The sequence below is a fragment of the Paenibacillus sp. R-74696 genome (assembly GCF_055814915.1).
On record NZ_JBPULM010000050.1, the window covers coordinates 180228 to 191983 of the forward strand.

Annotated in this window: 13 protein-coding genes; 4 read left to right on the plus strand and 9 right to left on the minus strand. The window is 52.5% G+C overall.

Features of this window, described 5'->3' with window-relative positions; all coding sequences use genetic code 11:
• Positions 1-196: 196 nt before the first annotated feature.
• From ACSR9A_RS29295 to ACSR9A_RS29315, 5 genes are all read right to left on the minus strand, one after another.
• Complete coding sequence (locus ACSR9A_RS29295) at positions 197-1273, minus strand: acetyl-CoA carboxylase carboxyltransferase subunit alpha (protein ID WP_473761889.1); 1077 nt, start codon at positions 1271-1273, stop codon at positions 197-199.
• Positions 1263-2135, minus strand: a complete 873-nt coding sequence (gene accD, locus ACSR9A_RS29300) for an acetyl-CoA carboxylase, carboxyltransferase subunit beta (protein ID WP_099516502.1) — start codon at positions 2133-2135, stop codon at positions 1263-1265. Before accD ends, ACSR9A_RS29295 begins: the two co-directional genes overlap by 11 nt.
• A gap of 40 nt (positions 2136-2175) precedes the next feature.
• Positions 2176-2364, minus strand: coding sequence for a hypothetical protein (locus tag ACSR9A_RS29305; protein WP_046229439.1), 189 nt, complete (start codon positions 2362-2364; stop codon positions 2176-2178).
• A 98-nt stretch (positions 2365-2462) separates the two neighbouring features.
• On the minus strand, positions 2463-2963 hold the full coding sequence (locus ACSR9A_RS29310; RefSeq protein ID WP_341281690.1) for a phosphatidylglycerophosphatase A family protein: 501 nt from the start codon (positions 2961-2963) through the stop codon (positions 2463-2465).
• A 310-nt stretch (positions 2964-3273) separates the two neighbouring features.
• Positions 3274-6921 (minus strand): DNA polymerase III subunit alpha, encoded by a 3648-nt coding sequence (locus ACSR9A_RS29315; protein WP_473761893.1) that lies wholly within the window; start codon positions 6919-6921, stop codon positions 3274-3276.
• A 126-nt stretch (positions 6922-7047) separates the two neighbouring features.
• On the opposite strand from ACSR9A_RS29315, the gene ACSR9A_RS29320 reads away from it, so the two are divergent.
• The 3 genes from ACSR9A_RS29320 (at position 7048) to ACSR9A_RS29330 (ending at position 8505) form a co-directional block, all read left to right on the plus strand.
• On the plus strand, positions 7048-7374 hold the full coding sequence (locus ACSR9A_RS29320) for a YtrH family sporulation protein (protein ID WP_338556630.1): 327 nt from the start codon (positions 7048-7050) through the stop codon (positions 7372-7374).
• Between the two features lie 3 nt (positions 7375-7377).
• Entirely contained in the window at positions 7378-7893 is a 516-nt protein-coding gene (locus ACSR9A_RS29325) for a sporulation membrane protein YtrI (protein ID WP_473761895.1), read from the plus strand.
• A gap of 315 nt (positions 7894-8208) precedes the next feature.
• Entirely contained in the window at positions 8209-8505 is a 297-nt protein-coding gene (locus ACSR9A_RS29330) for a YtpI family protein (RefSeq protein WP_430153993.1), read from the plus strand.
• Positions 8506-8594: 89 nt separating this feature from the next.
• Here ACSR9A_RS29330 and ACSR9A_RS29335 read toward each other — a convergent pair whose 3' ends face one another.
• Together ACSR9A_RS29335 and ACSR9A_RS29340 are read right to left on the minus strand one after the other, a co-directional pair.
• A complete protein-coding gene (locus ACSR9A_RS29335; RefSeq protein WP_473761897.1) occupies positions 8595-9935 on the minus strand; it encodes a DRTGG domain-containing protein in 1341 nt (446 codons plus the stop codon).
• 34 nt (positions 9936-9969) lie between these two features.
• A complete protein-coding gene (locus ACSR9A_RS29340) occupies positions 9970-10458 on the minus strand; it encodes a hypothetical protein (RefSeq protein ID WP_473761899.1) in 489 nt (162 codons plus the stop codon).
• A gap of 180 nt (positions 10459-10638) precedes the next feature.
• Between ACSR9A_RS29340 and ACSR9A_RS29345 the strand changes: the two genes are divergently transcribed.
• A complete protein-coding gene (locus ACSR9A_RS29345; RefSeq protein WP_341281684.1) occupies positions 10639-10986 on the plus strand; it encodes a helix-turn-helix domain-containing protein in 348 nt (115 codons plus the stop codon).
• 70 nt (positions 10987-11056) lie between these two features.
• Here the strand turns inward: ACSR9A_RS29345 and ACSR9A_RS29350 are convergent, their stop codons facing one another.
• Together ACSR9A_RS29350 and ACSR9A_RS29355 are read right to left on the minus strand one after the other, a co-directional pair.
• Positions 11057-11338 carry a hypothetical protein gene (locus ACSR9A_RS29350; protein ID WP_473761903.1) on the minus strand — a complete coding sequence of 94 codons (282 nt, stop codon included), beginning with the start codon at positions 11336-11338 and terminating at the stop codon, positions 11057-11059.
• A gap of 68 nt (positions 11339-11406) precedes the next feature.
• Positions 11407-11742: a YlbF/YmcA family competence regulator gene (locus tag ACSR9A_RS29355; protein WP_473761906.1), complete on the minus strand. Its 336-nt coding sequence runs from the start codon at positions 11740-11742 to the stop codon at positions 11407-11409.
• Positions 11743-11756 lie beyond the last annotated feature (14 nt).

Genomic DNA, 11756 nt, shown 5'->3' on the forward strand with positions numbered 1-11756 from the left:
GCTTGAATGGTAGGCCTAGCTAGTTGATCTTCTTTTAAAAATATAAGAATTTATAAGTTGTTCACATATAAATAGGCTTATATTTCTCGGACTGAAACGCGCCGCGCCGCCAAAGGACGGCGAAAGCCGTTTCACCTTGACCACAACTTAAATTACACGATTACGGACAGCTTGTACAGTATAAAATATTTGTAAACTATACCTGCGCCGATTCCGGCTGCACTGCTTTCTCGGTGCTTGGTTCTCCGATTGCTGCCTCAGCCTCGGTAGGCTCGTCTGCCAGCTCAGCGGTTTGCTGCTCTTCTGCCAGCGTCTGCTGGGCAATCTGGAACTTGCCGATTTTGCGGAATTTGCTGTAGCGGTCTTCTTTCAGCTCTTCCGGAGTCATGGCGCGAAGCTCCTGCAAATGGATCCACAGCTTGGCTTTCAAGTGCTCTGCTGTAAAAGCCAGATCACGATGCGCACCACCCTGCGGCTCCTCTACAATGTCCTCGATGACTTCAAACGCGAGTAAATCCTTGGCTGTAATCTTCATTGCTTCTGCGGCCTGATCAGCTTTCGATGCATCCTTCCAGAGAATCGAGGCTGCTCCATTCGGCGAAATCGCAGAATAGATCGCATTTTCCAGCATCAGCACCCGGTTGCCTACGCCCAGCGCAAGTGCGCCGCCGCTACCGCCTTCGCCAATAACGACGCAAATGATCGGTACGCCGAAACTAGCCATGTCTCGCAAATTACGGGCAATTGCTTCCGATTGGCCCCGTTCCTCAGCAGTATTGCCAGGATAAGCGCCTTTCGTATCAATAAAAGTAATAATCGGACGATTAAATTTATTGGCTTGCTGCATGAAGCGCAGCGCCTTGCGGAAACCTTCCGGGTGGGGACTTCCGAAGAAACGGGCGATGTTATCGCGCGTATCCTTGCCGCGCTGGTGTCCGACAACCGTTACCGGTACGCCGTTCAGCTTGGCAAGTCCGCCTACGATAGCCAAATCATCGGCAAACAGGCGGTCGCCATGCAGCTCAATGAAATCGGTAAACACCGCCTGAATGAAATCCAGCGTCGTGGGACGCTGTTGATGGCGCGCTACATGCATTTTTTGCGCGGGGGTCAGCTCCTGGTACATTTCCTGTTCCAGCTGCTTGCAGCGCTCCTCAAGCCGGGCAATTTCCTCGGAAAAATCCATGCCATTGCCCGCCGCGAGCGTTTCCAGCGTTTTTATCTTTTCTCTTAAATCACTGAGCGGTTTCTCGAACGGAAGCTCACCCGCCATTAGACAATCCCTCCCCTGCGGTATGCATATCAAGCAGTTTGGTCAGCATATGCTTCATGTCGTTACGGTGTACAACCATATCAAGCTGTCCATGCTGCAAATTGAATTCCGCCGTCTGGAAGTTGTCCGGCAGCTTCTGACGAATCGTCTGCTCGATTACAATGCGGCCTGCGAAGCCTACTAACGCGCCAGGCTCGGCCAAATTGTAGTCGCCAAGACTTGCGAAGCTCGCCGAGACGCCACCCATCGTTGGATCGGTGAATACCGAGATAAACAAGCCGCCCGCTTCATGAAGCTTCGAGAGCGCTGCGCTTGTTTTGGCCATTTGCATGAGGCTGAGAATGCTTTCCTGCATGCGTGCGCCACCCGATGTCGAGAAAATAATAAGCGGCAGGCGCTTGTCAAGCGCCGCTTCTACAGCCCGCGTTATTTTTTCCCCTACGACCGAGCCCATGCTGCCGCTGAAAAAGTCAAAGCTCATGACAGCGACAACGACAGGAAGACCGCCGATAGTTCCTTCGCCGGTAACAACTGCTTCACGCAAGTTCGGGTTCTTAGCCAGTTGCTGCTCCAGCTTGCTCGCATAACCTGGGAAACCAAGCGGATCTTCCGATACAAGATCGGTATCGTATTCCGTTAGCTGTCCTTCATCAAGCGTCATGGCAATGCGCTCCCAAGCCGAAAGGCGGAAGTGATAGCCGCAGGAGGAGCAGACCTTCAGATTCTTCTCCAGCTCTTTGCTGTATTGAATCGTTCCGCACCGCGTACACTTATTCATCAGTCCTTCTGGAATGTCGCGTTTAGGGCGCTCCGAAGGTACTGTCGCGTATTTCTTCTTCGTAAACAAGTCCTTTATTTGCACGTATGACACCTCTCAAGGCGCAATCGAATAAGGGAATCCATTACGGCTGAAACAAGGAGTTAAATACTTCTTGAACTTCCTCCAGCTCACCCGACGGCACCAATATTTCGAATTGCTGTTTAGACAGATTGACTGGACGGATCTTCACAAGAAATCCTTCTTCCGTAAGCCGTTTCTTGATATTCTCTGCGATTTTTGCTGTTGGCGCGATATAAATGACCGTCCACATTGTGGTACCTCCTGAAAACTTTGCTACGGGCAAAGTTTACATCTTAAACATAGCTAAGTCCCGTTAACAGGTCATATGATCTTATAATAGTATCATAATCATGGGGAATCGGGCAAATGGTATTGCTGCGCTTTCGGGTCCTGATGTGCAATTCTTGCTGAGGCCGCTGCCGCAAGTCCTGCTACGAGATCATCGAGGAACACATGAATATGCCGCCCCTTAAGATTAAGCTGACTTATAATGCCAGGCTTCACTTTATCCAAATAACCAAAACTCGTCAAGCCGATCATCCCATACACATTCGTAATGCCAAGCGCCAGCGTCTCGTCCACGCCATACAGCGACTCGTCATTTTCCATAATCGCCTGAAGCGGCTCGGGCAATAACTTGCGCTCCGCAAGCTCGTCTAGTGCGATGCCCGTATATAGAACATACTGCACCTCTCGCTTGCCCAGTACAGCCCGGACGCTATCCTCGCATTCCTTCATGCATAAGCTCGCATTGTAGGGCCGCTGCAGTGTATATACAATTTCAGCAATATCATCAACCTTCACTCCGCGCTTGCCCAGCCACGCTTCAATTTTGGATGTCGAAGCCATGTCCATCCCTCCCATGCTTGTACGCTGCAATGCAGCGTAAGCAGCGGCAATGCGGATTTCGCGGCCCTATTAATGCTGCAGCCTTTCGCGGAAGCTGTATCCCTAAGCCCGCAAGCAGCAGCTGGCCTCCCGCATTTCTCCGCTTGTATCCCTAAATGTATGCGGATAACAGAAGATATGTGCATCATTTTGAATTCGCTTGCGGAGAGGTCACATGGCTGGATGGGGTTAAAAATAGGGCTGGTCTTCGCTCTAGACAGCGAAGACCAGCCCTATGAGGGATCGCTATGCCATGTTTTGCTGCTTGCGCCTATTTGACGACGACCGCGCCTTCGCCGAACAGCTGCTCAATCTCGCCGAACAATTCCGGCGATGGCTTGACGCGGTAGCTGTCGCTAAGGGCGATCAGCTTCTGTTCGCGCTCGTAGAACAGAACGGTGTCCAGCTGGCCAGGGTGCTCGGCCAGCAGCTGCTTGAGCCGCTCCAGCGCGGCAAGCTGCTCGCGCGCGGCTGCGAGCTTGATGTAAACCCGCTGGCGCTTTCGCCCAGCGGGCTGCTGCTGCTGCGCTTCGCCCGCAGCAGCAGTGCCGGGCCCGCGGCCCGCCGGGGCGGCTGGCGTTGCCGCCCGCGCCCCGCTCTGGCCCTGCCCGGACGGCTTCGCCTGCCCGGGACCGGGCCACGCGCCTCTCGCGGCGCGGGCTTGCGCTTGCCGCTGCAAGCGCTGCGCCTGCTCTGCGAGCGGCGCCCCGGCCGCAGCAGCTCCGCCTGCAAGCGGCACAACATCCTCCAGGATGAGTTTAAACTCCTCATCCTGATGCTGCACGGTCGCCTGCACAATGGCGAGGCCTCCCTTTTCCAGCTTATCCCCGCAGCGTTTCCACACGGCTGGGAACACAACGGCTTCGACGCGGAGGATGCGATCCTCCAGCTCCAGAAAACCCATCGCATTGCCCTTCTTGTTCGTGAACGGCTTCAGCGACACAATGTGCACCGCCGCTACCGCCGGCGCTCCTTCCGCCGCATCCGCAAGCTCGAACAGCCGGTCGAGCCCAAGTGGTGCAAGCTGCTCCTCCACGGCGTCGAGCGGATGCCCGGACAAGTACATGCCTAGCAGCTCGCGCTCAAACTCCAGCTGCTCAGCTGTGGAGAACGGCCTGATATCCGGCAGCTCCACATCCCAGTTCTGCACCTCATCGAAGCCAAACAGCTCGATCTGCAGCTCAGCGCGCTCCTTGCGCCATTTCACCGCCGCCTCGACCGTCTCCTCCAGGGCACCGAGCAATTGCGCCCGGTGTCCCGGCAGCGAATCGAAGGCTCCTGCTTGAATCAGCGACTCCAGCACGCGCTTGTTCACGACGCGCAAATCGACGCGGCGGCATAGGTCGAGCAAGCTCACAAACGGCTTGTCCTCCCGCTCCTTCCGCAGCGCTTCGATCGCCTGCGTACCAACATTTTTAACCGTCGCGAGCCCAAAGCGCACCGCTCCTTCAACTGGCGTGAACGTTACGCCGCTCTCGTTAACATCGGGCGGCAGCACCTGAATGCCCATTCGGCGGCATTCATCGACGTATTCCGCCGTTTTCCGCTGGTTGCCATTCACGGACGCCAGCATCGAAGCCATAAATGGAACCGGATAATGCGCCTTCAGCCATGCCGTTTGAAAAGCCAGTACGCCGTAAGCAGCCGCATGCGCCCGCGGGAACCCATAGTCTGCGAAACGCACGATCATATCGTAAACGAGATTCGCCTCGTCCTCGCTGTAGCCCTGCGTCACGCTGCCCTTCACAAAATGCTCCCGCTGCTCATCCAGCACTTCGCGCTTTTTCTTCGAAACGGCACGGCGCAGCAAATCTGCTTCGCCCAGCGAGAAACCCGCCATGCTGGAGGCAATCTGCATAATTTGCTCCTGATACACGATAATGCCATACGTATCAGCAAGAATCGGCTCTAGGGATGGATGAGGATATTCCACCTGCACCTCGCCATGCTTGCCTTGAATATATTTTGGAATAAATTCCATCGGACCAGGCCGATACAAAGCCAGGACTGATACGATATCTTCAAACTCCGACGCCTTCAAGTCCCGCAACACGCGGCGCACACCGGAAGACTCCAATTGGAAAATACCCGTTGTCTCGCCGCGGCCGAGCATCGCATACGTTTCCGGGTCGTTGTCTGGAATCGTGCGAAAATCAATCGTCTCTCCGTACTGCTCCTTCACCCAATTCAGCGTCCGCTCCAAAATCGAAAGGGTGCGCAGTCCCAGAAAGTCCATCTTGAGCAGACCAATCGCTTCCAGATGCTCCATCGAATATTGGGTCAAAACAGCCCCTTCGCCGCCCGCTTGCAGCGGCACATACTCCGTCAGCGGCTCGCTGGCAATAACAACTCCAGCCGCATGCGTAGAGGCATGGCGGGGCATGCCCTCTACCTTAAGCGCCATATCCAGCATCGCTGCCGTCTTAGGCAGGCGCTCCGCCGCCTCGCGCAGTCCCTCAGTCGTCCGCAGCGCCTCGGCAAGCGTAATGCCGAGCTGGCGCGGAATGAGCTTCGCCGCGCGATCCACCTCGGCGAACGGCACATTCATCGCGCGTCCGACGTCGCGGACCGCTGCTTTCGCCGCCATTGTGCCGAAAGTAATAATTTGGGCAACATGCCCTTCGCCATATTTTTTGGCGACATAGGCAATGACTTCGTCCCGGCGCTCATCATTAAAGTCGATATCAATATCGGGCATCGATATGCGCTCCGGATTTAGAAAACGCTCAAAGAGCAGCTTGTATTTCAGCGGATCTACGTCGGTGATCCGCAGTGTATAAGCAACCAGAGAGCCGGCTGAAGAGCCCCGTCCCGGGCCTGTACGAATGCCCTGCTCATGGGCAAAACGAATAAAATCCCAGACGATTAGAAAATAATCGCTAAAACCCATTTTTTCAATAACAGACAGCTCATAGGCTAGCCGCTGCTCAGCCTGCCGGCGGAAGTCCGGCTCCTGCGTCCACTCTGGCAGCAAGCTGTATCTCGCAAGCAGTCCTTCGCTGCATAGCTGCTGCAAATACCCTGCTGAGCTTGCCCCCTCTGGCACGGGATGAAATACCGGAAGCGGCGCCCGTCCAAAAGCCAGCTCCAGCGTACATTTATCTGCGATGGCTGCCGTATTGGCAATAGCCTGCGGGACATGGCGGAATAGGGCAGCCATCTCTTCCCCGCTTTTTAAATACATTTGGTCCGTCTGCATTTTCATACGGTCCTCGTCATCGACGGATTTGCCCGTTCCAATGCAAATAAGCACGTCCTGCATTTCCGCGTCAGCAGCAGTAATATAATGAACATCGTTCGTAACCGCCAGCTGAATGCCAGTTTCCTGTGCCAGCTCAATCATTGCTGCATTCACTTTTTTCTGCTCCAGCAAATGATGGTCCTGTAGCTCCAAATAAAAATCATCGCCGAAAATGTCCCGGTACCGCTGTGCCGCCTTGCGCGCTTCCTCCGGACGGTCATGCAGCAAATGCTGCGAAACCTCGCCTCCAAGACAGGCACTCAGGCAGACGATGCCCTCCGCATGCTTAGCCAGTATTTCTGGATCGACGCGCGGCCGATAATGAAAGCCTTCCAAATGGGCAATCGAGCTCAGCTTCATGAGATTGCGATATCCGGTTTCATTTTTGGCAAGCAAAATTAAGTGATAGATCGGGTTTTCCTTGCGCGAGCCCTTCTCAAACCGCGAGCCTGCGGTCATGTACATCTCACAGCCTACAATCGGCTTAATGCCATGCTGCTGGCAGGCACGGATGAACGGAATGGCTCCATACATGACGCCATGGTCCGTAAGCGCCAGCGCCTTCATCCCCAGCTCCGCAGCGCGGGCTGTCAAATCGCGTATTCGCGCCGCGCCATCAAGCAAGCTATATTCACTATGAACGTGCAAATGCACGAATGGCGACTCATTAGCGGTCATTGCGCCTCGCCCCCTCAGGTGTTCCATCTCTATTTGTCTATTTTATCATAATCGCCAAGGCACCGCCCATACAATGATAATAGGAGCCGGACGGGCTCCACTTGGCGAAGAGAGCTGGTGAGCGAAGTGAATTATTTTTTGATGAAGGCAGGGCTCGATTTCTTTATTGCCTTTGGCGTCGTATTAGGCGGCTCAATGCTTGCTGGCATTGGATCGGTGTTTCTGCTGATGCCCCCCACCTCCATGATGGTCAATACAGCGGCAAATTTAAAAATATGGGCTATAGTAGCCGCAGTAGGCGGCTCCATTGATCCAATGCGTGTCATAGAAAGCAACATTATGGAGGGGCATCTGTCCCCCGCGGCACAGCAGGTCGGCTATATTATCGCTGCTTTTCTAGGGGCTCATATGGGCACAGAGCTAGTCAAGCTCATTTGCAAAGGGACGGGCTAAGCGATGCGGCTGCCCCCGTTTGAGCGATATATGAAAGGGCTGCAAATGTTCGGCATGCTTCTGCTCGGCATGATTGTCGGCGCGGTCGTTTACAACTCCCTCTATCAAGCACAATTCGAGGCGCTAGTCAGTCTCAAAAGCGAGCTCGAAATTCAATTGGAGCAGTACGAGCAGGACATTAACAACCTGAAGGATTTCAAGCATCAGCATACGGTCATTAAGAGCATTTTGCCGCGAATCGAGCTGGAAGCCGGGCAAAACGCAGGTCGCCCGCAGCTGGATAAAATGACGGAGGCCGATCTGATTCGGCGGATTAAAGCCGATCTTTCCGTGTTTATCGGGCAAAGCATTTACGAAATTGATTCCAATGCCCAGTTTGCAAGGAAGCTGCTAAGCAAGAGAGTTTACAACGATGTGCTGGAGAAGGATTACGAGGTCGAGGTAAAAACGATGCTTGTCGTCGAGAACGTGCTGCATCTGTGGATTAAAGTTCGCCTGCATGATCGCGGACCGAGCTAGAAGTATGGTGAAAAAGAGGCTATGCTGCATGAAAAGGTCGGCTTACGATCGCCATTACCCTTGAATTTCTAGGAATCTCCCCTTTATAGGGGGAAATTCAAGGGTAAAAACGAACGCTGACACTTCTCCAGCTCAACCTTTTCATTCCGCTTCGCCTTTTTCACCACGCTTCTAGTGATTTATTATAAAAAGCAGTGCAGCATAAAGACATGCGCTGCACTGCTTCTGTTTTGGAAGGTATTCATGCTACAATAACAGCAGAAATACGGAATAAAGCACTATCATTCCGCTTGCAAAGGAGCTGCTTTAAAACCAATGGACTCACTGATGCAATATTTATTTGCACCCGTCATCTTCCTCACCTTGCTGCTGACGGTTATTTTCAGCTACAGATCCCGCAGGGCCACTGATGGCGCAATGCGTATGCTGTACGGGGCTAGAATGAATATAAGCATGGGCGTCATGCTCATATTTATTGCCGGCGTTCAGCTGTTTTTGTCCAATGAATCCACCGTGCGCATCGTTATCGGGACGCTATTCATGGTCATTGGCCTATTCAATCTTTTCGCTGGCCTGCGCAATCTCAGCATGCTGCGCACGACGCGCCGCTAATGAAAGGCAGCGACGAACGCTGCGCTATTATAACTTAGCTTCATTCTCCGCTTGCCTTCTTCAGAGCAACCGCCCCGGTTGCTTTATGTTTAAGGATCAATCATCTGGGCTGACATCATCGCTTTCGCTGCCAGCCCGCCCCGATCCCACACTTCAATTTCCAGCTTCGTTGACTTGCGGCTCATCTCCATCGCCCGCGGTATAATCGTTATTTCACTGTCCATTTCAACCGGCTTAACAAAATAAGTCGTCATGCTCTCAAGCAAATAGTCGCGTTTCCCCGTCTCACGAATCATTCTTCTGCCCGCCTGTGTCATAAGCGTAACGAGCACGCCTTCCGATATCATGCCAAGCGAGCCTGACATTTGCGGCGTTACGACCCCTTTATAAACAAACTCGCCCGCTGCATCTTCGCTAGCCATAAATCTTGACCACATTAAATCATCGAACGTTTCGCCCGATTCCGGCTGTTTGCCCGCAAACCGGAGCGCATCAATTACCTGCTGGCGGCTAATGACACCAAGCAGCTTGCGATGCCGATCAACGATGGGCAGCAAATCGATTCCTTCCGCCGCCATCGTATGAGCAGCGGATGTAACGGTAATATTCGGTGCAGCCGTAATCGGATGGCGGGTCATCAGCTTATCCACGGTCTGCTCATCTGTTGCGCCGGAAGCATCCTTTGCTGTCATCATGCCTACGACTTTACCACGGTCATCCACCACGGGAAAGCGCGAATAACCTGTTCTGCGCCGCAGCTCCTTGAAGCTGCCTGCCGTTTCACTCGGATGCAGCACATCGGCGGGCCTGCTGAACGTAACCAAATCTTCTATCAGCATCACTTTTCGCTTAATAAGGCGGTCATACATAGCGCGGTTAATCATGGATGCAACGGTAAACGTATCGTATCGCGAAGAGAGAATCGGCAGCCCCTTCTCATCAGCAAGTGCTTTAACCTCCTCGCTCGTCTCGAAGCCGCCTGTAATGAGCACGCCTGCTCCCTGCTCCAGCGCCCGCTTGTGCGCACCGATCCGATTGCCGACAATAAGCAGGCTGTCCTCATCAATATAACGCAGCATAGCATCAAGCTCCATGGCTCCAATGACGAACTTATGCAGCGTTTTCTCAAGGCCTGATGCGCCACCGAAAAGCTGGCCTTCTACAATTTCCGCCACTTCGCCGAACGTAAGCTGGTCAAGTGCTTCTTTTCTTTTACGGTCGATGCGTACCGTCCCAATTCGTTCCTTTGTGCTGACGAGTCCGGTTGCTTCCGCTTCTTTAATGGCTTTATAAGCTGTTCCTTCACTGACTCCCAGCGTTTTTGCAATCACTCTGACCGAGATTTTTGTTCCGATCTTCAGCTCTTGTATATGTGCAAGAATCAGTTCATGCTTGGTGCTGGTCTCTGAACCGGAACCGACTTTAGACACACCTGTACCTCCCTCTGGCTTTCAACACTGCTGGCTAACTTTTAATGTTTTCATTATACCAATCCACCATAACGGCGGCGACCTTAAGTTTGGCGTCTATTTCCTGGCCCTGCTTATTCACAAATCTATATTTATCGAAAACAGGCTGCAATACACTCTTGCTTAAAGCCGTACTCATTCCTTCAATAATAAAAGCTTGCCAATCATAAACAATCGGTACGGAGTATCGCAGCTGATAGGCAGGCACATCTGTCAGCTTAAGCGATTGCTGCGGAATTTCCTCGTATACAGTGGAAAATAAAATAGAGGCCTTCTCGCTATAAGGACGCGATGCCACTTCCGATTCCAAGCTGATTCGATACTCAACCAATTGCGAATGGGGTTCAACCCGGCAGCGCAAAATACCATGCGCAAGCAGCAGCTTCTCCTTTTTATGAAAAATCGTATAGCTCAAGCGCACGTGGAAGCGTACTTGACGGTAATGCAGCTGCACTTTTCGAAAAAACTCAAATTCGTCTACCATCTTCCAATCTCCTTGTAAAAAGAACCTTTTAAGTAAAAAGAAGTTTAATAAGGACCATTTTACATAATTATAGTGAAGTCGAGTATTTTCGTCAATGACTTTAGTCATTATATTTAATAGGTTCTATAGAACGTTGTTGGTTGGCATCTAAAGCTCTATCTTTAGGCTGAGGTGAACAATTTGAGTAAATTTGCCCGATACATTGGAGATAACATCCGCACACTGCGCAAAATAAGAGGGCTTAGCCAGGAGCAGCTGGCGCTCAGAGCGGACATTAATGCTTCGTATATGGGGCAAGTCGAGCGAGGAGAGAAAAGTCCAACCGTCGATGTACTCGGCAAAATTGCCGCAGCGCTCGACTCTCCACTGGAACAGCTTGTTCATTTGGATGCTTCGCAGCAGACAAGCCCAGAAGACAATAGTTACGCTGACAAAATCGCCCATCAACTACATGGACTAACCGTCAAAGAACAAGAAGCGGTTTACAAATTCGTAAAGCAGCTCGTCCAGTTCAAAGAATTGGATTAATGATTGAAAAAACAAATAAGGCTCAGCGACCATCGCTGGGCCTTATTTGTTTTTGTTTCGTTATTGCTAGCTAGCCTCGCGCGCCCCGCCTAGCAACGACCTGCTGCAGCTTGCGCTCCAGCGCCTGGCGTTTGACACGTTTAATGCGCTGCATCTGCTGCCTCCTCGCTTCACCTTGCATCAGCGCATCAATTTGCGCCGCCACAATGACTAGCGAAAAGACCAGCCAGACGATGCCGAACAGGCTTGTCCCGCTCCATGAAGCGCCCAAATCCAGTCTTGGTACCCCGTAGACTAGCATCGCTACCGCAGCTAGCAAATATAATACATGACGGCTCCTGCCTTTTCTCATATTCCTCAGCTCCTCTGTAGCACTCCTCACATTATATGAGGCAAGGACGAGGGATATGACCGTGGGCGTTAATCAACGATGGATTTTAGCACATCGGACATAATGCGGTTTATGTCCTCAAAAACGATGGAGAAGCGGCGCTCAGCCTCCATCAAGCCGCTGACGAGCGGATTCAGCGAAATGACCTCGTACAGCTTGTTCAGCGTATCCATATCGGCAGCGGAAGGCTCCTCGCCCGCCATCATTTTCTGCTGCAGCTCGTTTTGGCGCTCGCGAAAGTTATCAAGCAGCCCTTTTGCATCGGGATCAGCGTCAGCAGCCTGCTTTGCTTCCTTCAGCAAACGCGCTTCCTCGCTATCCTTTAACGCTTTGGCCAGTTCATACGTTTTGTCGTATACATTCATGGCTTTTCCCCTCC